General features: G+C 56.0%; 17 protein-coding genes and 1 pseudogene. 6 read left to right on the top strand and 12 right to left on the bottom strand.

The window, feature by feature from the left end; genetic code table 11:
• The first annotated feature begins 10 nt into the window (after positions 1-10).
• Complete coding sequence (locus COHPA_RS0119020; RefSeq protein WP_027087733.1) at positions 11-538, top strand: MogA/MoaB family molybdenum cofactor biosynthesis protein; 528 nt, start codon at positions 11-13, stop codon at positions 536-538.
• A gap of 553 nt (positions 539-1,091) precedes the next feature.
• Here the strand turns inward: COHPA_RS0119020 and COHPA_RS23825 are convergent.
• Together COHPA_RS23825 and COHPA_RS0119005 are read right to left on the bottom strand one after the other, a co-directional pair.
• Positions 1,092-1,981 (bottom strand): annotated as a pseudogene (locus tag COHPA_RS23825) (acetylxylan esterase).
• Positions 1,982-2,095: 114 nt separating this feature from the next.
• Positions 2,096-3,832 carry a B12-binding domain-containing radical SAM protein gene (locus COHPA_RS0119005; RefSeq protein ID WP_027087730.1) on the bottom strand — a complete coding sequence of 579 codons (1,737 nt, stop codon included), beginning with the start codon at positions 3,830-3,832 and terminating at the stop codon, positions 2,096-2,098.
• Between the two features lie 171 nt (positions 3,833-4,003).
• On the opposite strand from COHPA_RS0119005, the gene COHPA_RS0119000 reads away from it, so the two are divergent.
• Together COHPA_RS0119000 and COHPA_RS0118995 are read left to right on the top strand one after the other, a co-directional pair.
• Positions 4,004-4,567, top strand: a complete 564-nt coding sequence (locus COHPA_RS0119000; RefSeq protein WP_027087729.1) for a sigma-70 family RNA polymerase sigma factor — start codon at positions 4,004-4,006, stop codon at positions 4,565-4,567.
• The gene (locus COHPA_RS0118995) at positions 4,564-6,066 is read left to right on the top strand and encodes an ABC transporter substrate-binding protein (protein WP_027087728.1); all 1,503 of its coding nucleotides are present in this window, start codon (positions 4,564-4,566) and stop codon (positions 6,064-6,066) included. Before COHPA_RS0119000 ends, COHPA_RS0118995 begins: the two co-directional genes overlap by 4 nt.
• A gap of 1,025 nt (positions 6,067-7,091) precedes the next feature.
• On the opposite strand, the gene COHPA_RS0118985 is transcribed toward COHPA_RS0118995, so the two are convergent.
• Complete coding sequence (locus COHPA_RS0118985) at positions 7,092-8,438, bottom strand: GH1 family beta-glucosidase (RefSeq protein ID WP_027087727.1); 1,347 nt, start codon at positions 8,436-8,438, stop codon at positions 7,092-7,094.
• A 213-nt stretch (positions 8,439-8,651) separates the two neighbouring features.
• On the opposite strand from COHPA_RS0118985, the gene COHPA_RS0118980 reads away from it, so the two are divergent.
• Positions 8,652-9,455: a Cof-type HAD-IIB family hydrolase gene (locus COHPA_RS0118980; RefSeq protein ID WP_027087726.1), complete on the top strand. Its 804-nt coding sequence runs from the start codon at positions 8,652-8,654 to the stop codon at positions 9,453-9,455.
• Positions 9,456-9,501: 46 nt separating this feature from the next.
• Here COHPA_RS0118980 and COHPA_RS0118975 read toward each other — a convergent pair whose 3' ends face one another.
• Positions 9,502-11,508, bottom strand: coding sequence for a GTP-binding protein (locus COHPA_RS0118975; RefSeq protein ID WP_027087725.1), 2,007 nt, complete (start codon positions 11,506-11,508; stop codon positions 9,502-9,504).
• A 21-nt stretch (positions 11,509-11,529) separates the two neighbouring features.
• On the bottom strand, positions 11,530-11,904 hold the full coding sequence (locus tag COHPA_RS24620) for a helix-turn-helix domain-containing protein (RefSeq protein ID WP_027087724.1): 375 nt from the start codon (positions 11,902-11,904) through the stop codon (positions 11,530-11,532).
• A 272-nt stretch (positions 11,905-12,176) separates the two neighbouring features.
• Between COHPA_RS24620 and COHPA_RS0118965 the strand changes: the two genes are divergently transcribed.
• Complete coding sequence (locus tag COHPA_RS0118965) at positions 12,177-12,380, top strand: hypothetical protein (RefSeq protein ID WP_027087723.1); 204 nt, start codon at positions 12,177-12,179, stop codon at positions 12,378-12,380.
• A gap of 13 nt (positions 12,381-12,393) precedes the next feature.
• Here COHPA_RS0118965 and COHPA_RS25260 read toward each other — a convergent pair whose 3' ends face one another.
• The 7 genes from COHPA_RS25260 to COHPA_RS0118930 all read right to left on the bottom strand — a co-directional run bounded on the left by COHPA_RS25260 (position 12,394) and on the right by COHPA_RS0118930 (position 19,515).
• Complete coding sequence (locus COHPA_RS25260; RefSeq protein ID WP_027087722.1) at positions 12,394-13,362, bottom strand: GNAT family N-acetyltransferase; 969 nt, start codon at positions 13,360-13,362, stop codon at positions 12,394-12,396.
• Positions 13,363-13,453: 91 nt separating this feature from the next.
• Positions 13,454-14,443, bottom strand: coding sequence for a sulfate ABC transporter substrate-binding protein (locus COHPA_RS0118955; RefSeq protein ID WP_156926763.1), 990 nt, complete (start codon positions 14,441-14,443; stop codon positions 13,454-13,456).
• 129 nt (positions 14,444-14,572) lie between these two features.
• A complete protein-coding gene (locus COHPA_RS0118950) occupies positions 14,573-15,640 on the bottom strand; it encodes a sulfate/molybdate ABC transporter ATP-binding protein (protein WP_027087720.1) in 1,068 nt (355 codons plus the stop codon).
• A gap of 1 nt (position 15,641) precedes the next feature.
• Entirely contained in the window at positions 15,642-16,439 is a 798-nt protein-coding gene (locus COHPA_RS0118945; protein ID WP_027087719.1) for a sulfate ABC transporter permease subunit, read from the bottom strand.
• Entirely contained in the window at positions 16,436-17,239 is an 804-nt protein-coding gene (gene cysT, locus COHPA_RS0118940) for a sulfate ABC transporter permease subunit CysT (protein ID WP_425393711.1), read from the bottom strand. Before cysT ends, COHPA_RS0118945 begins: the two co-directional genes overlap by 4 nt.
• 162 nt (positions 17,240-17,401) lie before the next feature.
• Positions 17,402-18,040: a YigZ family protein gene (locus tag COHPA_RS0118935; protein WP_035121401.1), complete on the bottom strand. Its 639-nt coding sequence runs from the start codon at positions 18,038-18,040 to the stop codon at positions 17,402-17,404.
• A 125-nt stretch (positions 18,041-18,165) separates the two neighbouring features.
• Positions 18,166-19,515 (bottom strand): glucose-6-phosphate isomerase, encoded by a 1,350-nt coding sequence (locus tag COHPA_RS0118930; RefSeq protein WP_027087716.1) that lies wholly within the window; start codon positions 19,513-19,515, stop codon positions 18,166-18,168.
• A gap of 222 nt (positions 19,516-19,737) precedes the next feature.
• Between COHPA_RS0118930 and COHPA_RS0118925 the strand changes: the two genes are divergently transcribed.
• Positions 19,738-21,009, top strand: a complete 1,272-nt coding sequence (locus tag COHPA_RS0118925) for an NAD(P)-binding domain-containing protein (RefSeq protein WP_027087715.1) — start codon at positions 19,738-19,740, stop codon at positions 21,007-21,009.
• Positions 21,010-21,203 lie beyond the last annotated feature (194 nt).

Raw genomic sequence — 21,203 nt, 5'->3', positions numbered from 1 at the left:
GGGTAATGACATGGCCGATACACCGACTTCTACCGAGCAACACCGGCAAGAAGCGCCGCGAACCGTCGCTTGCCGAATCATTACGGTATCCGACACGCGAACGCCGGAGACGGATTCGAGCGGCCAGCTCATCCGTCGATTGCTCACGGAGCATGGATACGCGATTACCGGTTACGGGATCGTCAAGGATGACTACGATGGCATTCGCGCCTTGTTGCGCGAGGCGGCGGACGCCCCCGCCGTGGAAGCCGTGCTGCTGAACGGCGGCACCGGCATCGCGGGCAGGGATACGACCTTCGAGGCGGTTCGCTCCTTGCTCGATAAGGAGATGCCCGGCTTCGGGGAAATTTTCCGCATGCTGAGCTTCACCGAGGACATCGGCTCCGCGGCCATCCTATCGCGGGCGATCGCCGGCACGATCGGCCGGACGGCCGTCTTCTCGATGCCGGGTTCGACCGGCGCGGTAAAGCTCGCGATGACGCGGCTTATCGTGCCCGAGCTCGGGCACGTGATGCGGGAGCTGTATAAGGATAAATAAAATAAGGCGCGAGGATGCTCGATATCCTCGCGCCTTATTTTATCTGACTCTCGTCTGGCTAGAAGCCCATTCGCCCCTTAGAATGCGTTTATGCTCCATGTGACCCTTAAGTCGGCGTTTAGCCGGAAGTGTTGTGAATAGAGGTCGATTCGACCCTTAAATCGGCGTTTAGCCGGAAGTGTTGCGAATAGAGGTCGATTCGACCCTTAAATCGGCGTTTAGCCGGATGTGTTGCGAATAGAGGTCGATTCGACCCTTAAATCGGCGTTTAGCCGGATGTGTTGCGAATAGAGGTCGATTCGACCCTTAAATCGGCGTTTAGCCGGAAGTGTTGCGATTAGAGGTCGATTCGACCCTTAAATCGGCGTTTAGCCGGAAGTGTTGCGAATAGAGGTCGATTCGACCCTTAAATCGGCGTTTAGCCGGAAGTGTTGCGAATAGAGGTCGATTCGACCCTTAAATCGGCGTTTAGCCGGAAGTGTTGCGATTAGAGGTCGATTCGACCCTTAAATATCCCCTGAGCGAAGGGGATATCGACGCAGCACGCCCCGCCTTATCCCAACAACCGTTCCGCGATGAACGCCATCGCCTTGCGGTTCTGATCGCCGGTTACCGTATGGCCGGAGAACGGCGACGGGACGATCCGTTTGTCCGATGTAATCCGGTTGTAAGCCGCGTAGATCGTTTCCGGCATCGTCGTCAAATCCTTCAAGCCGACGCTCGCGAACACCGGAATGCGAATCCGATGAGCCAGATTCATGTTGTCGTAGTAGCTCAGCGTCTCCAGCACCGCGTCCAGATGCTCGGGGAACCTCTCGCAGAACGCCGCGGCTTCCGACAGAGAGCTGCTCGAGTTCAGCATGCCGAAGTCCATCTGGCACATGTTCGGAATATGCGCGACCGCGATAGCCGGTTTGTCCGACAAAGCCGCCGCGATCAGCGCCAGCCCTCCGCCTTGGCTGGACCCTGTGCGCAAATGCGCGACGGGTCGACCTCAGGCTGTTCGCATGCCCAATCGAGCGCTTTGATCGCGTCGATCGCGATCGCCTTGTAGTAACACGTGTCGCGATGCAAAATCCCCTGCGTGATCCACCCCTTGGCCATGCCGTGCTCTTGCGGAAGAAGATTGCCCGTCTCGCCGTTCTGCCCCCGCACGTCGATCGCGAATACGGCGACTCCCATCATTACGAACGCGGCGTACTCTTCGGGAAAACCTCTGCTTCCCGTATAACCGTGATACAGTACGACGCAGGGTATTGTCTCGCCCGATTCCGATTGTCTACGAGGCAGGATGTACCAGCCGCGAACCTTGGTGTCGTCGAACCCCTCGTAAGAGACTTTATAAACGGTCATATCGACGAATGGCGTAACTACCTTTTCTCGCGTCGCGTTAAGAGGTTTGTTCGCGAAATTCGCCAGCGTGTCGTCCCAATAGCGCTCCAAATCCGCTCTAGCCGTCAGAGGCGGCGACAGTCGTTCTAAATCTTCAATTCTTCGGGCAATCGCGTTGCTGAACATTCGGCTAATCCCCTCCCGATAGATACAACCTTAGGATCGCTATTTCGCAATTTCCTCTGGCAACGGCAACTCGACGATGCGCGGCGGTCCATCCTCGCCGGAATAGAGCACCGCCAGCAGCGAAGAACGCGACCTGTCGATCGTGCCGTCCGCGTCCCATACCGCATAATCGAACGGCAGCACGTCCAATACGGCTTTCTTCTGAAGCTCCCGCTCGTCCGTACCGAGATGTTCCGCGAATAGCTTCATGCGGGCCGACCAGTCCTTCTTCTCCATGCGATCTTCCCACCACGGTTTACGAGGTTTGTATTTATGCTGCGCGTAGTAATCGAGCTTAAGCAGCCCGAACGCCGCATCGGAGTCGAGTCCAGGCGCCTCGTCGGCTTCGAGAAAATCCCACAGCCTCGTAAACAAGTCTTCCAGTTGGTGCCCGATCCGGCTCCAGCCGCGAGCCTCCCAATAATCTCCGAACGCTTGGAAGAAATCGAACGGTGACGGATACGCCTGCGCGACCAAATATTCCATCGTCCGATTCATCCGGTGCGCGTTCCAATACTTCTCGAGCACGTCCTCCACCCGCTTGATGCGCACGATGTCGGAGAACGGCATCAGCTCGTTGCCGAGCATTTCGTACGGCGCCCGCTCCATATACGTATAGCCGAACTTCTCCGCGTCGTTGCGCAGCCCGGTACCCCGGAGCATCTTAAGAAACCCGAGCTGCAGCTCTTCCGGACGAAGCGCGAATACGTCGTTGAACGTCTTGCGGAACGTATCGTAGTCTTCGTGCGGCAATCCCGCGATCAGATCGAGATGCTGGTCGATCTTGCGGCTTTCCTTGATTTTCACGACCGTCCGCGTCAGCTTCGCGAAATTCTGCCGGCGCTGAACCGCGAGATTGGTCGGGTCATTCGTCGATTGCACGCCGATCTCGAACCGGAACACGCCCGGAGGCGCGTTCTCCGCGAGGAAATCGAGCACTTCGGGACGCATGATGTCCGCCGTGATCTCGAACTGGAACACGCAGCCCCGATGGTTATCGATGAGAAACTGAAATATCTCCATCGCATAGTCGCGTTTAATGTTGAACGTCCGGTCGACGAACTTGATCAGCTTCGCTCCGCTGTCGATCAAGTAGGTCAGCTCCGCCTTTACCCAATCCATATCGAAGTAGCGGACGCCGACCTCGATGCTGGACAAGCAGAATTGGCAACTGAACGGACAGCCTCTGCTCGTCTCGAAGTACACGACGCGATTGCGCAGCGACGGAATGTCTTCTTGGAAGCGATACGGGGAAGGGATCGCGCTTAGTTCCAGCTTCGGACGACCAGGATTGATAATGACCTGCTCGCCTTTGCGATACGCAAGGCCGAACACGAAGTGGTACTTATGATCGCCGGCAATCTGACGAAGCAGGTCGCGGAACGTCTCCTCCCCTTCGCCCATGACGATGTAATCGACGGCCGGGAGACGATTCATCCAGAACTCGGTGTCGTACGACACCTCGGGTCCGCCGAGCATAATCTTGACGTCCGGCAACACTTTGCGGAGCATGTCCACGACGACGATCGTCTCTTCGATGTTCCAGATGTAACACGAGAAGCCGATGACGTCGGGCTTGCGCGCGAATAAATCCGCGACGATGCTCATCGCGGGGTCTTTGATCGTGAACTCGGCGATTTGCACGTCGAATTCGCCCTGCGCGAACGACTTCAAGTAGCGCAGCGCGAGGGAAGTATGAATGTATTTGGCGTTCAGCGTCGCAACGACGACGTTCATGATAGGATCCTCTTTCTAGGTTCAGACATCCCTACTATTGTAACGGATAACGGCGCCGGATGACAAAGATCACCCTCTTATTGAGGTCTTACGAAGGAAAATGGGTTTGTTTGTAACATTAAGGGAACTTTTCGCGCTCCGAATCGTCCTATTGCTAAGGAGGTCATCCGAGTGGATTACGACTATCTTAAGCAAATGAACGACGGTCTCGACCGGAATGCCCTGCTTGACGAATTGATGGTTACATACGGCAAGGAAGTGTGGAATTACGCGTTTTTCTTGACGCGCCGCAGGGAACTGGCCGAAGATATCGCCCAGGATTCGTTTATCAAAGCCTATCACCATATCTATTCCTATCGCGGCGATCGCTCGATGAAAGCATGGCTGCTGGCGATCACGCGCAATACGGCGCGAGACTACTTCAAGTCCGCATGGTTTCGGAAAGTCCAATTCATCCCCGAAGACTTCGGCCAAGGACTCGCGCGGCCGTCGGCCGAAAACGAATGGTTCGGCACGCAACGGCAACGGGAGATATGGAACGCCGTACTCGAGCTGCCTCGCAAGCTTCGCGAAACGTTGCTGCTCTATGCCCATCACCAGCTCTCCATCAAGGAAATTTCGGAGCTGACGCAACTAAGCGAAGGTACGGTCAAGTCGCGTCTCTTCCGCGCGCGGGCGGTCATCAACCGAACATTCGGCAAGTCGGCCGTATCGGAAGGGAGAGATCGAACATGAACCATGACGATCACTGGGAGAAGCAGCTTCAGCAGCTTCCGCTCGGCAACGGCGGATTCTCGGTCGAATCGATGAACAAGATCAAGGAGAGGATTCGGTTGAATCGAACGACCCGACTACGCTCCGCGCGGATTGCGGTCGCCGCAGTATCCATCGTATCGGTCGCCGCGGTCGCATGGGCGATTAATCGCGGCATGCAGCCACAGCAGGTAGCCACCGAACCTAGGGTGGATGAGACGGAAGCGCAACTGATCGTACAATATTGGGATAACCAGAGCTTTATGAATCAGATCGGTCAGCCCTACATGATTCGGCATCCGAACATCGATTTTAAAATTGTTACCTCGCAAAGCAACGACTTGGCATCCTACCGAAAGTGGTTGGAAGAGTCGAATGCGGACGTCCTGCAAATTCCGTTAGCCTACATCGACGATTTGGCCAAAGATGGGGCGATCATTCCTTTGGACGATATGCTGAAGCGCGATCGTGTCGACTTGGACGAGATGTATCAACCTATGATCGAACTCATGCGCGAAGCCGGCGGAGGCAAGCTCTACGCGCTTGTCGATCAGTTCAGCACCGATCTTCTGTTCTACAATAAGACATTGTTCCAACGCCATCGCGTTCCGCTCCCTGATGAAGGCGATACATGGGACGATATTTTCCGGCTTGCCGGGCGTTTCGACGGTTCGACTGAAGACGGTAAGCCTGTTTATGGCCTATCTTTCGGCTGGAGATCCGACCCTTACAACGCCATTATGAAAGTCGGGCGTTCGGAAGGCTTGTCTCTCGTCGATGCGAAGGGCTTGCCCCAGGTCGATAGCGATGCATGGCACAAAGTGTGGAGTCAAGTTACGGAAGGCTTCGGGAAAGGATGGATCAACAACGAGCCCGGCCCGGCAGCCTCGAACATCGGTTGGACGGAAGAATCGATTATGAAAGCGGACACGTTCATCAATAATCGCGCCGCCATGTCGCTTCAATCTTACAACAGCTCATGGAATTTCATATCGAAAGCCATCGAGAAAGGGATTTTCACAGGGGACTGGGACGCGTTGCCCGTAAGCAGCAGCACCGCTCCGGAAGTTACCCGTTCGTTCGGAGGCGCGATCATCTATGCCATCAACGCGAAATCCCCGAACAAGGACCAAGCGATGAAATTGATCGAGTATATCGTCAGCAAAGAGCAATCCGAGAGAGACTACGTCTCCGGCAACTTCCCGCTTCACGCCAATCGGGCAACTTCCGTTAGCATCGCTAACGATCCGGCGGATCGCGTCTATGCCGCCAAGCTGGACGCCGATACGATCCTGGAACAACTCGAACGGAATCAATTGCCTGGCGTTCTCGAAATGAGCGCGGCGTTGAACGCCAAAGGAACCGAAGCCGCGCAATCGATTATCGCCGGACGAACGACCGTGGAAGAGACGCTTTCTCAACTGCAAGAGGAAGCCGTGTCGGCTATTCAGTCGAGCGGCAGAACCGATGGCTTGCCATAATACAAAAACCGGCCTTCAGGCCGGTTTTTTGATGCCGCGCTATCCCCTCAAAGAAAGCAGCCAATCCTCGTAACAAGGTTCGCAGAGCGTTTCATAACGTTCTTCGCGGCCGTCTTTGTCGTATACCGTTACGGAGCGGGCCGATTCGCAGTCCCGCTCGCAATATTCGCAAATATAGGGCATTCGTATCCTTCTTTGCCGAAGATTTAAACGCGTTCGCAGTATGCGTTCGTTCGGGTTCAATTATCCCTGGAAAATCAGCCCGCTTCCTATGAAGATTAATAAACCGGTCCTACTCGGATCGCGGACGTGCTTATCTCACCCCTTAAGGTACCGTTGCCGATCTTTTCCGGCGGCTCTCCCGACGTGCGCTTTTGGCGCCAAAGGCGGCGTGCGTCAGAGCGCGGCAGGATGGACGGCCCTTCCTACTTCCGTCGCTGCATCGGGGTTTCGCACGCTTGTCCCCTACTTCCGTCGCTGCATCGGGGGTTCGCACGCTTGTCCGCTACTTCCGTCGCTGCATCGGGGGTTCGCACGCTTGTCCCCCACTTCCGTCGCTGCATCGGGGGTTCGCACGCTTGTCCCCCACTTCCATTGCTCCACACCTGCAATTCTGCTGTTAGTCCTACCCGAAATCGCTCGTTCAACCCTTCATCCTGCGAAACTGCAGGTATTAGTCCTGCAAACCTTCAATGGAGTCACGCGGCTAGCTATCACCTGCACATTTGCACTTATTGAATTAACACCTTACCGGTTCTATGAAATAACTGTACGATCGCAGGTTCTAGTGGTTGGCGGAGAGAGTGGGGTTCGCACCGTCGCTATCGTGCGATCGTATTCACGGTCACACGATAGCGACTATCACGCCAGGACCTACGAACATGCCCTCCAGGATGTCCGCTTTACGACCCGTTCTCATCCCGCATCACCCTATTGAAATAGGCTGCCTCTAACCCCACATTTTATAGTTTCTGATAAGACAAGAAAAAAAACCGACCGCTAGGGTCGGTTTATGGAGAGATGTTCTATACGTCGAATCCGTTGTTTTGGATCACGTCTTGAATGAAATAGTAGCTGTCTTTCGGATGACGCTCCAGCGACTCGTAGTTCGTATATACGATTCCGAAACGTTTGTTGTAGCCTTCCGCCCACTCGAAGTTATCGAGCAAAGACCAAGCGAAGTAACCTTTGAGCGGTACGCCGGACTCGATCAAACGGTGGCATTGAATGAAATGCTTGCGGAAATACGCCGTGCGCTGAACGTCGTGAACTTTATGGTCCGCCGTCAACACGTCGTCGTAGCAAGCTCCGTTCTCGGTAATGTAGATCGGCGTATCGCCGTATTCCTTGTGTACCCAAGAGAGTACGTTGTACAGCGCTTCAGGGTACACGTTCCAATCCATGAACGTGCGGTCGAAGCCGACTTGCACTTCTTCGCAATCGAACATTTCATGATCCTTCTTATAACGGCCGTAGCCGCCGCTGTAGAAGTTCACTCCGATGAAGTCGATCGGCTGGGAGATCGTCTCCATGTCGCCCGGAAGAATCGGTACGACGCCGCCTTTGGCTTCGAACCATTCGACGAGCGCTTTCGGATACGTGCCCCTGAACGTCGGCTCCATGAACCATTCGTTGTTCCAAGCGCGCAGGCGCCATGCCGCGTCTTGATCCTCTTGTTTCGTCGTATAGCCTTCGAACCAGTACAGGTTGTGCGTCGTGCCGATCTCGCCGGCAACGCCGAGCTTGCGGAACAATTTAACCGCTTCGCCATGGGCGACCATGCAATGATGGGCAACGGTGATACCGAGCTGAAGGTCTTTGTTGCCCGGCGCGTGAGCCCCGATCGTGTTCGAAAGGAACGATACGCACCATGTCTCGTTGAACGTGATATATTGCTTGATTTTGCCGTCGAACGCTTTGAAAATAGCTTCCGCGTATTTAACGAACGCGTCGATCGTCTCGCGGTTCGCCCAGCCGCCTTTGTCCTGCAGCGCTTGCGGAAGATCCCAGTGGTACAGCGTCGCGCAAGGCTCGATGCCCGCGGCGATCAGAGCGTCTACGACGCGTTTATAATAATCCAAGCCTTTCTCGTTCACTTCGCCGGTTCCTTGCGGGAAAATGCGCGGCCATGCGATCGAGAAGCGGTAAGCTTTGACGCCAAGCTGTTTCAGCAACGCGATGTCTTCTTCGTAACGGTGGTAGCTGTCGCAGGCAACGTCTCCGTTGTCTCCGTTCACTACCGCGCCGGGAACGCGCGAGAACGTATCCCAGATCGACATGCCTCTACCGTCTTCGTTATAAGCGCCTTCGATCTGATATGAAGCCGTTGCCGTTCCCCAGACGAAATCTTTCGGAAAATCCAAGCGAGCCAAATGAATCCCTCCATGTGTGTGTGCGGTAACCTGATAGAAAACGATTTCCAATCCATATATTATTCAAGATCGTCGGGCTTATTCCTTCTGTTCGATATTGGCTTGTTTATATCATATTTTGGTACATTAACTTTCCGTCTTCGCCCTGATAAGATACAATGGAACGAAATCGTTTACTGTCGGCAACCGCCTAGAGAGAGGGAGAAACCTGTTATGCCTTACCGCCTTATTGCCATGGATCTTGACGATACGCTGTTGACCGACGACTTGACCGTAAGCGAGCCGACGAGACAAGCGATGGCCGACGCCATCGCGCGAGGCGTCCGCCTCACGATCGCGACGGGACGCATGTTCGATTCCGCTCAGCGGATCGCTCGTCAGATCGGACTGAACGTACCGATCATTACGTACCAAGGCTCGTTGATTAAAAATCTCATGGACGAAGAAGTGCTATACGAGCGCTCGGTGCCTGCGGGCGTCGCTTTGCGCCTATACGAATACTGTATCGCGAACGGCTTGCATCTGCAGACCTACATCGACGACAAGCTGTACGCGCCAGAAGAGAACGACAAGCTGCTCGGCTACGCCGCGCAATCCAAAATCCCGTACACGATCGAGCCCGACTTCAAGAAGATCATCGCTCGCCCGAAGCAAACGAAGATGCTCGTAATCGACGAGCCCTCCCGGCTGGATGCGCTCCTGCCGGAAGTACGCTCCTTGTTCGGCAACGAGGTGTACGTGACGAAGTCGAAGCCGAATTACTTGGAGTTCATGCACCTGGAAGGAACGAAAGGTCATGCCCTTCGCTTCCTGGCCGCGCATTACGGCATACCGATAGAAGAGACGATCGCCATCGGCGACGCCATGAACGATCACGAGATGGTCGAAGCGGCTGGACTCGGCGTCGCGATGGCCAATGCCGTGCCTGCGCTCAAAGAGATTGCCGACTACGTGACGTTAAGCAACAACGACGATGGAATCAAGCACGTACTGGATAAATTTGTACTGAACGCCTAGGAAACATGCGAAGGGCCGGGAGCGATCGCTCCCGGCCCTTCGCATGCTATTCGCTTGATAACGCGTTGCGGGTCGCCAGAATCCACTTAGACGTGTCCAGCGGATTCACGCCCCGGCGTCCGCGCGTCGCTTCTACATCCGGCGGACAATCCTGATAGCCTCCGAACAACGTCTTCAGCATCCCTCGTCCTTTCGTCAACGAACCGAGCCTCGCCGGAAAATCCAGCGAAGTCGCGACGGGCAGCATCCCTTCGATCTCCATGCGCTCATTCCGCACGACCGGGGTATCGAACGTGCCTCGCATGAACACGAGCTCGCTCATGATCCTGCCGCCGAATTCCTCCGGAATGGACAGCCTATAATGGAGCATAGGCTCCAGCAGCTTCGTCCCCGTATTCACAAGCCCGTCCATAATGCCCATCGGCGTCGCGACGACGAAATCGAGCGGATGCGTATGCCAGACGTGATGCTCTCCCTCGACCAGCGTAATCTTCAGGTCGGTGACCGGCCATCCCTTGAGCCCTTGCTCCAACGCTTCGGGCACCCGCCTGGCTACCTCGTTCTGATAACACTCCAGCAGCCGTTCCGTCCGTAAGATGGAGCTGTAAGACAAGCCGCTGCCCCTCGGCATCGGTTCGATCTTGAACCGCAAGATCGCCCAGCACGGCTTCGGCATCGTATACGCTACAAAGCCTTCGCTTGGCGCGATCGGGGTCTCCTTATAGATGACCGAAGGCTCGTCGAAGGTGACGTTCAAACCGAACCGGCTGGCCATCATCTGCCCCAGCACTTCCACTTGGATCGGTCCCATGACTTTGAGATGAAGCTCGCGGTCTTCCGGCAGCCACTGCACGTCAAGCTGCGGGTCCTCGTCCGCCAGCTCCTGGAACGCCGCGACGACGGCCGCGTATTCCGCCTCGTTCTGCCAATGGGCCTGCACCGTCAGCAACGGCTCTGCCAAGCGGCGTTCGCCGGGCACGCCTTCCGGCGATCCGATCACGTCGCCGATTCTCGCCCGGCTCCAGCCGTATACCGCCGCGATGTCCCCGGCGCTCAGAACGCCCACGTCTTCGCTGCGCTGTCCTTCGACTTTGCGGATTTGCGTGATTTTCTCCTCGATGTCCTGCGTGGCATTGCGCACGGAGTCTCGGTTGCGCAGCATGCCGCCATACAAGCGCACGTAAGAGACTCGCCCCATCGCCGGATCCTTGTCCAGCTTGAAGACGATACCGGATAGCCGGCCTTCCGGATCGCCCGCAGGAGAGGGAAGCAGCGTTACGATCGCATCCATAAGCTTGTCTACGCCAATGCCTCTGTTCGAAGCCCCATACAATACGGGGAACAGCTTACCCGATGCGGCAGCGTCGATCAACGTCGGCACGAGCTCTGCGTCCGGGAGCTCCCCCGTTTCCAGGTAGCGCTCCATGAGCGCATCGTCTTGGAGCGCTACGGCATCCGCTAATCGCTCCCGATCTTCTCTTACGGACGGCAAATTGGACGTTCCGCTATGTCCCCATTCCACTAAGTCGATCGAACCGTCGAAGTCCGCTTCGATGTTCGTCACCGCCTGAATCGGCACGGCCCGATCCGTCAATAACCGATGGATCTCGCTCAGCACCCGCATGGGGGCCGCTCCGATCCGATCCAGCTTGTTGATATAGAGCAAAGTCGGAATGTTCAAGTCCCGAAGCGCCTGCCAGATCACCTCCGTCTGAGCCTGCACGCCTTCGACGGCCGACACGATAAGCACGGCGCCGTCCATGACGCGAAGCGAACGTTCGACTTCCGAGAGGAAATCGACGTGACCCGGCGTATCGACGAGATTCACTTCCGTGTCTCGCCACGAGTATCGCGTCACGGCCGCGCGAACGGAGATGCCTCTCGTCCGCTCGACATCCAGCCAGTCCGTCTGGGCGGTTCCGTCATCGACGCTGCCCAACGACCGAATGCTGCCGCTCCGAAATAAGATTTGTTCCGTCGTCGTGGTCTTTCCCGCGTCTACATGGGCGAATATCCCCACGTTCCGCAATGGCCTTCCTTGCTGCTTGTACATCGGCGTCTCCCGAATCTCTAGTTAGTCTCCTGAACGGCGTGATTGAGGCGCCCGATTGCCCGCTTGATCTTTCTCTCGTTTGGCGCGAAGGAGACGATACATCTCCAAGCTGTCGACCAAATGAAGCGCTTCGCCGCGCGTAAGCGGTTGAAGGACGCCGTCGACGCAAAGCGTATCGACAGGTTTGCCGGGCATGGCTTGTCCGGATATAAGCCAATCCAACGACACTTCGTATAGCTCGGCGAGCTCGCGCAGTATCTCGTTGTCCGGCTGGGATTTATTGTTCTCGTACTTGGAAATCGTCGTAAAATCGATGCCTAGCTTGCCAGCGACGTCATTCTGGGTCAGCTTCTTGTTCGATCGGGCCTGTTTCAATCGCTTTCCGAACGTAGTCATCCGTCATCCCCTCTTGCCTCTCAGTATAAGGGAAAGTGTGTATTCACCCTATAAAAATTGGAGATTATTCAAATTTGTTGTTGTAAATTGAATATATTTCAAGTTACAATAGGAATACGCAGCCGATATCAATAAGAGCAGGGGCGGTTACATATGTTACAAGCGCCAATATGGTTCAATGTTTTAATCGTCATCTGTTTAATTGTCGCAGTAGTAGTGGAAATACGCAAGAGTCGCAAATCGCCCGACTCACCTTCGGAGGAGGACAAGCCATGACCGTGTTCTGGAAGCTCCCGGACGGATCGCAAACGGAGAACGCCGTTCCCGACATCGAACAGCTTCTCTTGCTGCTGCGACTCGTGAACGGCGTTACATTAAACGGTATTTCCTATCAAGTGGCCGACGCTCAATTGGTGGTAGACGACCAAAAACCGCACGTCTGCGTCTCGCTTCAACTCAAGTCCGACGTTCATTGACGCGCATGAATCTTTATTGCGGCCTTAGGCTTTTCTCCATCGACAGCGCCTTGACCGTCCCCGTCGAACGTACGACCAGCTCCGTATCGAGAATCTCATACCCCATGTCCTGATACATTCTAACGTTGTTCTGTACGGTCTGGCGCACTTTGCAACGGCTGGCGTTCATGCCTTTGGACGTGCCTTGGTGCTCGATCCACTTCACAAGCCGCTTCGCGTATCCTCTGCGGCGCTTGGACGGAATGACCGAAAGCCGGAAGAAATAAACGGCGTCTCCCTCGAACTTATAACGCACCATCGCGACGGCGACATCGTCCTCGTACAGAATCGCCGCGGACTCGCTGCCGTTTTGCAGCGCCTCAAGAATGCTTTCGCTCGTTTCCTCTAGCGCGCTCGAAGGCGGTATGCTCGTGCGGTATTCCTCGAAGGACATCAGCATCAACGCGTGGATCGTATCGGCATCCTCCGGCGCGGCTTGGCGAATCGACACTTCCAGGTCCGTCTTCGCTTTCGTCTTAGGCGCGGCGGCCGGGCGGCTCGGCGCCTCCTCGGCGGAGTCCGAACCTTCGTGGACCGTCTCTCCTTCCGCCTCGATCGCCTCGGTTTTGCCGCCGCCAGCCTCGTTGCTCTTGGCGATCGGCCGCGCGCTATTCTTGAAGTAATCGCGTGCCGAGCGCTGGAGGAACAATACCAATATGACTGCCGAAGCGATTAAATGCGGGTAGTTCATAATAAGGGCGAGGGGGATGGCGGCTAACGCGCTGATTAATGCAGGCATATATCTACGCTTCCGCGCGAAATAAACGAACGCTATCGTGATCAATAGCGACAAGGTAATGATCGAGATGATGGTTTGAAGTTCCTCTGAGGTAAAATCTTCCGGCACTTTCGCGTTAAATAGCGATGGAACAACCAATAACGTAATGATTATTTTAAAGTAAGCAAGAAAAAGCATCGTTCGAACGGTCGTTGGTCTTTGCAAGGATAATCCTCCTAGTAGAAGTCGTCCACCTTATTCTAACAAAAAAAGCCGCCCTTCGCACGTTCGCGAATGACAGCCCCTTCTTTCGTCCTTATTGCCCTGCGAGCACCCGATACCAGACGCCGCGCTTCGAATACAGCGTCTCGCGCACTTCGTCCCATCCGCCTAGATAGTTGATGTCGAACAGATCGGCCGGCAGCGGAAACTGGTCTGCATAAGCGGCGGAGACCGTCTCGCTAATCGGACGGAAGCCGTGCTGCGCGAACATTCGCTGAGCCTCTTCGCTTTGCAAGTAAGCGATGAACGCATCCGCGACCTCTCTCACGCCGTGCTTATCGGCGTTGCGGGCGACGACCGCCGCCGGGTTCTCGATGAGAATGGTGCTGTCCGGGATGACGATGTCGTAGTTGACGCCTTGCGCCTTCCTCGCGAGCAGCTCGTTCTCGTACGTTACGATAACGTCGCCGACGCCGTATTCGAAGGCAGCCATGGAGGCGCGGCCGCTCTTGTCCATCGATTCGATGTTGCGGTGGATGTCGGCCAGATACTGTTTCGCATAGGCCGGATCGGGAGCTCCTTGCTCCTTCTCCGATCGCTTGAGACCTGCTCCGTAGATCGCGTTAATGTCCCATTGCGCTCCTCCGGACGTTTTCGGATTAGGATAAAGCACTTTAACGTCCTCGCGCCTCAGATCGTCGAAGGTTCGAATCCCGAGCGGATTCCCTTCGCGCGTCCCCAAGACGACGATGGAGCGCGTCACCATCCCGGCGGCCGCGTCGTCGTTCCACCCCGGCTCCACGAGCTCAGCCTTCACCAGCTTATCTATATCCCCGACCATGGCGAGCAGCGTTACGTCCGCCTCGAACCCCCCGACGATCGATCGGGCTTGCGTCCCCGACGCCTCATACGACTCTTGGAACGATACCGTCTGTCCGGTCTTCGCCTTCCAATAGGATTTGAAACCGGGCAATATATCCGCCAGCGCGTCCTTCGCGACCGAGTAGGCGCCAACGACAAGCGTCACGTCTCCCGATGGATTCGCGCCCGCCGCGTCGTCTCCGTTGCCGCAAGCGGGCAGCATCGTCGTCAGGACAAGCGTCAGCAAGAGGAACAAGAACGCCAGCGCGCGCTTTCGATTATAGGAATGAGGATTGCCAGCCAACATGTCATACCTCCCGCGGTGCCTCCGAAGGCTCCCGCCCTTGCGCGTTTAAATGTGAACCGGCAGCGGATCTTCCTTGAGCTTGTTCTCCATGATCCAGCTGTCGTTGTCGTTGAACAAGTAAGCGCGGTGAATCAGCACCTGCACTTCTTCCCCCGGGTGAAGCACTTGCTTCTCGAGCGAGCGGTACGTCACGAGCTTCGTGTCGCCGACTTCTACTTCGACAAGCCACTCGCTGCCGCGAAAATGAATGTGACGAACGCGCCCCCGCTCGGTCGCGGACAGCTTCGTCGCGAACTCGCTCGCTTGCCCGATCTCGATATACTCCGGACGGATGAGCGCCTTCGTGCCCGGCCAGGTGCTAGCCGTATCGAAGCCCCGAAGCGACGACACGTTGTCCACGATCGTCGACTCGCCGATGAAGCCGGCTACGAACGGCGATTGAGGGTCTTTATAAATTTCCCAAGGCGAGCCTTTCTGTTCGAGGCGGCCCTTATTGATGATCATGATCTCGTCGGCGACTTCGATCGCTTCGTCCTGGTCGTGCGTGACGAAGATCGACGTAATGCCGAGTCGGTCGATCATATCGCGAAGCCAAGAGCGCAGCTCGTGCCTAATCTTCGCGTCGATCGCGGCGAACGGCTCGTCAAGCAGCAGCAACTGCGGTTCGGGCGCCAGCGCTCTGGCGAAAGCGACGCGTTGGCGTTGCCCTCCGGACAGCTGGTGCGGCAGGCGGCGTTCGAAGCCCGACAGCCCCGTGAGCTCGACGAGCTCGGCGACGCGGTCTTTGATCTTAGCCTTCGACCACTTCTTCACTTCTAGCCCGAACGCGATATTGTCCGCTACGGTCATATGCTTGAACAGCGCGTAGTTCTGGAACACGAACCCGATGCCTCTCTCTTGCGGCGGCAAATCGTTCACGCGCTGGCCGTGAAAAAGAATATCGCCGGAATCGACCGTCTCTAAGCCTGCCAGCATACGCAGGATCGAAGTTTTGCCGCCTCCGCTCGGGCCGAGCAACCCGATCAACTGGCCTTTGTCGATAGAGAAGTTCACGTCGTGAACCGCCTGGAAGCTGCCGAATTTCTTATGGAGACCACGGACTTCTACATGCATCCTAGTGCACTTCCTTTCGGGATTTAGCCCATTCCATGAATAAGAGTAACGCTACCGATCCCGCCGCAAGCACGAGCGCGACGGCATTCGCCGCGGTCAGGTTGAAATTCTCCACGTCTTGATAGACGAGCGTTGTCGCCGTCTGGGTCTTATTAATAATGTTGCCGGATACGACAAGCACGGCCCCGAACTCGCCCATCGCCCGCGCCACCGTCAGGACGACGCCGTAGACGACGCTCCAACGAATCGAGGGCCATGTTACGCGCCAGAACGTGGTCCAAGCGCTTGCCCCTAGCGTAGCCGCCGCTTCCTCCTGCGAGTTGCCGATCTCCTGTAGAACCGGCATCACCTCGCGGACGATCAGCGGGAACGTCACGAACAACGTAGCGATAACCATCCCCGGCAAGGCGTATACGATATCGACGCCTGCCCGGCCGAGCAATGCGCCGATCGCGGTGTCCGGACCGAGCAGCAATACGATCATAAGGCCGCCGATCACGGGCGATACCGCGAACGGCAAATCGACGATGCTGTTGAGCAATTGCTTAAGCTTGCGTCCGAGCCAAGTTGCCCGCACGAGGTATAAAGAAAGCATGACCCCGAATACCGTATTGATCAACGTAACGATGACGACGATTAAGCCGGTCATGAATAGCGCATGCCCGGTTTCCGGACGCGTGATGCCCCCGGAGAAGCCGCTCCAGCCTTCGTTCCAAGCCCCCATCGCGATTCGTACGACCGGAATGATGAGCAGCAACGTGAACACGACGACGGTACAACCGATCCATAGCCGCCTCATAGGCCTTTCCTCCGCATCTGCACATAGTTGACCGACCAGAGGACCAGCAGGGACAGCGTCAGGAGCAGCACGCTGACGGCCGTAGCGCCGCCAACGTTATCGCTCTCGATTTCCCCGAAAATGTATACCGAAGCGATGAGCGTCTTGCCGGGAATATTCCCGGCCACGAGCACGACCGCGCCGAATTCCGCGAGCGCGCGGGAGAAAGCCAGCATCGCGCCGCTCAAAATGCCGGGCAGCATATTCGGTAGAATGACCTGCCAGAACGTCTTTGCTTTCGTCGCGCCAAGCGTGTAGGCCGCCTCTTCTTCCGAGGCGTCCATCTCCTCCAATAACGGTTGAACCGCGCGAATGACGAAAGGAAAAGTCACGAACACCATCGCGATGACGATCGCGGGTTCATGGAACAGAATCGTAAATCCGAGGCGTTCCGCCAACTCCCCTACGAAACTGCGGGGTCCAAGCAGAAGCAGGATCATCAGTCCCGCGACGGCCGTAGGCAGCGCGAAAGGCAAATCCACGAGGCTATTCAGAAGTCTCCGTCCCGGGAAACGGTACCGAATGAGCACCCAAGCGGACATCGTTCCTACGAACACGTTAACGAGCGTCGCGAACAAAGCCAGCTTTACGGTTAATAGCACGGCATTCCAAGCCAACGGCTCGGATAAATTATCAAAGAACGCAGACCACCCTGCGGATAGCGATTGACCGTATATGCCGCAAATCGGAAATACGATCAATAGAACGAAGTAGAGCATGACAGCGCTGCGAAATCCCCAGCTCCACCAGCGATTGTGCATCACGGAACTCACGTGGTCGTGTACCTCCTGAAGCTTAAAAGCTGTATATAAAATAATTCCTATTAACTTAGTAGGTATTGTTACTTTACCATCAGGCGGCTAATCCCGTCAATCGTCGAAGCCGTTTTTATTAAAAAAACTAATGCAGTCTATTCATTCGCATTATGGGCGGTCACCTACGGTTATGTATTTCGCTTCTCCGGCAGCAATGACGGCTTGCCCTTGGGTGATGTCCGTGATCCAAGCCCGGAAGTTCTCCGCTTCCCCCTCTTCCGGCAAGCAGAGCACGGCAACCCGGTCCGTGAAAGAAACATCGCCTACCCGATATCCTCTCCCGCGGAGCTCGTTCTCCAGCTTCCCGTACCACGTATAATCGACATCTACGAACACTTCGCGATGCAACACGTTCACGATCGGCTCTGCCGCGTCGATCCCGGCTATCGCTCCGTCCGTATAAGCGCGGACAAGCCCTCCCGCTCCCAGCATGATCCCCCCGAAATAACGGGTCACGACGACGACGACGTTTTTCAAGCCGCGGTTTTTGATAACCTCAAGTATCGGTTTGCCCGCGGTGCCGCTCGGTTCCCCGTCGTCGAGCGCCTTCTGGTATTGGTCGCGATCCCCGATCATATAGGCGGAGCAGTTGTGCGTCGCGTCCCAGTACTTCTTCTTGATCTCTTCTATGAAAGCGGTCGCTTCTTCCTCGGTCCGGGCCGGCTTGGCGTGACCGATGAAGCGCGATTTTCTGATGACGATTTCTTGCGAGCCGTATTGTCTGACGGTGGAGTATCGAGCAAGCACTTGCAACACCTCTGAGTCGTTATTCACCCTATTGTACCCCTAGACGATTAGCGATGGAAGAATAAGAAAAGCCTTAGCTCGGCGGCATGGCCAAACTAAGGCTTTAAGACAATGGCATATGTGGCTTACAGGCGCGCTTCGAGCGCTTTCTTCTGTTCCTCGAAGCCCGGCTTGCCGAGCAGCGCGAACATGTTCTTCTTGTACGCTTCGACGCCTTCTTGGTTGAACGGGTTGACGCCGAGCAGATAGCCGCTCACGCCGCACGCGATCTCGAAGAAGTACACCATGTAACCGAACGTGTACGGAGTCATGTCCGGAAGGTTCACGATCAGGTTAGGCACTTGGCCGTCGGTATGCGCGAGCAGCGTGCCTTCGAACGCCTTCTTGTTAACGAAGTCGAGCGTCTTGCCGGCCAGGAAGTTCAGGCCGTCCAGGTCGTCCTCGTTGCGCTCGATCGTGATGTGGTCCGCGACTTCGCCGACTTGCAGTACCGTCTCGAATATAATCCGGTTGCCCTCTTGGATGAACTGTCCCATCGAGTGAAGGTCCGTGGAGAAGTCGACGGATGCCGGGTAGATGCCTTTGAAATCTTTGCCTTCGCTTTCGCCGTACAGCTGTTTCCACCACTCGGACACGAAGTGAAGACCCGGCTCGTAGTTGACGAGAATTTCGACCGTCTTGCCTTTGCGGTACAGCGCGTTGCGCACGGCCGCGTATTGGTAGGCGCCGTTCTCGCTCAAGTTCGGGTTGTTAAGCTCCTTCGCCGCGTCTTGCGCGCCTTTCATCATCGCTTCGATGTCGATGCCGGCTGCCGCGATCGGCAGCAAGCCTACCGCCGTCAGCACGGAGTAACGTCCGCCTACGTCGTCCGGAATGACGAACGATTCGTAGCCTTCTTCCGTTGCCAGCACTTTAAGCGCGCCGCGCGCTTTATCCGTCGTCGCGTAAATGCGTTTGCGGGCTTCTTCTTTGCCGTACTTCTTCTCGAGCGCTTCGCGGAAAATACGGAAAGCGATCGCGGGCTCGGTCGTCGTGCCGGACTTGGAGATGACGTTGATCGACCAGTCTTTGCCCTCAAGCGCCTGCAGCAAATGGGTCACGTAGGTAGAGCTGATGTTGTTGCCGGCATAGAAAATTTGCGGGGTTTTGCGTTGTTCCTTGGACAGCGTGTTGTAGAACGAGTGCTGAAGCATCTCGATCGCCGCGCGAGCGCCGAGATAGGAACCTCCGATGCCGATGACGACGAGCGCGTCCGAATCGGATTGGATTTGGCTCGCGGATTTCTGGATCCGGGCAAACTCTTCTTTATCGTAGTTGGACGGAAGGTTAATCCAGCCCAGGTAGTCCGAGCCCGCGCCCGTACCGTTATGTAACTGCTCATGCGCCAGCTTCACCGCGGGTGCCAGGTTGTCGATCTCATGCTGGGCAACAAACTGAAGTGCCTTGGAATAGTCGAACTTTACGCTTTTGCTCACGGTATTCTTCTCCCTTTCGCGACCTGAGCGGTCTAGAACATTAGATATAGAATACTTAAAAAAGGATGTTCGCACAAGTGAATCCGCAATCGTTACGTCATAAATAAATATATTGTATGTCATAAACGTTTTCTATTGCCCGCTCCGTCTCGATAGGTATTCCTGTATGAATTGAGCTATAATGAGGTCAAAACGAATGATGACGCACAAGGAGACGATCGAATGAAGTCCATCGGATTCATCGGATTGGGAGTCATGGGCGAACCCATGGCCGCGAATTTATTGCGCAAAGGATATTCGGTCACGGTATACAATCGCAGCGCCGGGAAAGACGAGCAGCTCGTCAAGCTGGGCGCCGATTCGGTTTCGACGCCTGCGGCTGCGGCCCGGTCGGTAGACGTCGTGATTACGATGGTCAGCAACGACGCCGCTATCGAGGAGATCTATTACGGCGCGGACGGCATGATCGCCGCTTTGAAACCCGGAACCGTCGTGATCGATAGCAGCACGATTTCGCCCGAGCTGTCTCGCAGGCTGGCCGCCAGCGTCGGCGAACGTTTCGGCGATTTCATCGACGCGCCCGTTACCGGCAGCAAGCCGGCTGCCATTGACGGCACTCTCTTGTTCATGGCGGGCGGGGACGAGCAGGTTGTCGAGGCGCATCGCGAGCTCTTGCTGACGATGGGACGCGAAGTGATCTATATGGGAGCCAGCGGCAACGGATCTACGGCGAAACTCGCGCATAACACGATCGTCGGCATTAACGCCGCGGGCCTGATCGAAGGCATGGCGATCGCGGCCAAGAGCGGCATCGACGCGTCCGCGTTCCTGCGCATCGTACAATCCGGCGGCGCGGCAAGCAAGCAGGCGGATCTGAAAGGCCGCAAAATCATCGACCGCGACTACGGCGTCCAGTTCTCGCTCGCTCTCATGCTGAAGGATTTGCGCCTGTCCTCCGTGCTGACGGACGGTATCGGCGTATCGACGCCTATGCTCGAAGCGGCCAAGAGCTTATTCCAAATCGGGCATGCCGCGGGCTTAGGCGAGAAAGACTTGTCCGCGCTGGCCCAAGTCTATGAAAGCTGGATCGGCAAGCGAATCGGGGAGACTCCCGTCGCCGCGGCGACGAAAGCTGCCGTCGGGGACGAGTCAAGCGCGGAACGGCGGAAACAAACGCGGGTCCCTCTCGATATTCCCGTCATGATGTCGATCTATCAATGGCAGGAAGCCGGCTCGTTCAGCGGCCAGTCCGTGGAAGGCTCGCTTCTCGACGTCTCGGAAGACGGCGTGCAGATCGCCTCGAAGTTCCCGCTTGAACAGGATATGTTCGTCGTCATCCATTTCCTGAAGAAGTCGGAGCTCCCGCCGATGACCGCCAAGGTGATCCGCATCGAGCGCAAGAACGGCCAGTTCCAGTACGGCTGCCTGCTCGCGGGATTGCCGCTGTATCAACGGTTGCAATTGAAGCAGTATATCGACAGTCATGAGGGGTAACAGCACAACGGTTGAACAGAGCGGGACTCTGATCAACCGTTTTTGTTATTAACGGATAATTTCGCGATTTCTCGAAATTCCTCTAATGCTGAATAACAACAATTTGCACTTATTTTCTCTAAGAATCCCTTCACACGCAAAAATAAAAACAATGCGCAGTTATTCGGAGTGGAAACCGACCGAAGAACGAGTTC

The organism is Cohnella panacarvi Gsoil 349 (genome assembly GCF_000515335.1).
GTDB lineage: Bacteria > Bacillota > Bacilli > Paenibacillales > Paenibacillaceae > Cohnella > Cohnella panacarvi.
Note: the sequence above shows the minus strand (reverse complement) of the source record. Positions and strands in the feature narration are given on the sequence as shown.

What these genes read in the sequence shown, in the direction of transcription:
- COHPA_RS0119020 (WP_027087733.1), top strand. Translation starts at nt 11, where the DNA reads ATGGCCGATACACCGACTTCTACCGAGCAACACCGGCAAGAAGCGCCG.
- COHPA_RS0119005 (WP_027087730.1), bottom strand. Translation starts at nt 3,832, where the DNA reads ATGAACGTCGTCGTTGCGACGCTGAACGCCAAATACATTCATACTTCC.
- COHPA_RS0118995 (WP_027087728.1), top strand. Translation starts at nt 4,564, where the DNA reads ATGAACCATGACGATCACTGGGAGAAGCAGCTTCAGCAGCTTCCGCTC.
- COHPA_RS0118980 (WP_027087726.1), top strand. Translation starts at nt 8,652, where the DNA reads ATGCCTTACCGCCTTATTGCCATGGATCTTGACGATACGCTGTTGACC.
- COHPA_RS0118975 (WP_027087725.1), bottom strand. Translation starts at nt 11,508, where the DNA reads ATGTACAAGCAGCAAGGAAGGCCATTGCGGAACGTGGGGATATTCGCC.
- COHPA_RS24620 (WP_027087724.1), bottom strand. Translation starts at nt 11,904, where the DNA reads ATGACTACGTTCGGAAAGCGATTGAAACAGGCCCGATCGAACAAGAAG.
- COHPA_RS0118965 (WP_027087723.1), top strand. Translation starts at nt 12,177, where the DNA reads ATGACCGTGTTCTGGAAGCTCCCGGACGGATCGCAAACGGAGAACGCC.
- COHPA_RS0118955 (WP_156926763.1), bottom strand. Translation starts at nt 14,443, where the DNA reads ATGCTGCCCGCTTGCGGCAACGGAGACGACGCGGCGGGCGCGAATCCA.
- COHPA_RS0118950 (WP_027087720.1), bottom strand. Translation starts at nt 15,640, where the DNA reads ATGCATGTAGAAGTCCGTGGTCTCCATAAGAAATTCGGCAGCTTCCAG.
- COHPA_RS0118945 (WP_027087719.1), bottom strand. Translation starts at nt 16,439, where the DNA reads ATGAGGCGGCTATGGATCGGTTGTACCGTCGTCGTGTTCACGTTGCTG.
- cysT (WP_425393711.1), bottom strand. Translation starts at nt 17,239, where the DNA reads ATGCACAATCGCTGGTGGAGCTGGGGATTTCGCAGCGCTGTCATGCTC.
- COHPA_RS0118925 (WP_027087715.1), top strand. Translation starts at nt 19,738, where the DNA reads ATGAAGTCCATCGGATTCATCGGATTGGGAGTCATGGGCGAACCCATG.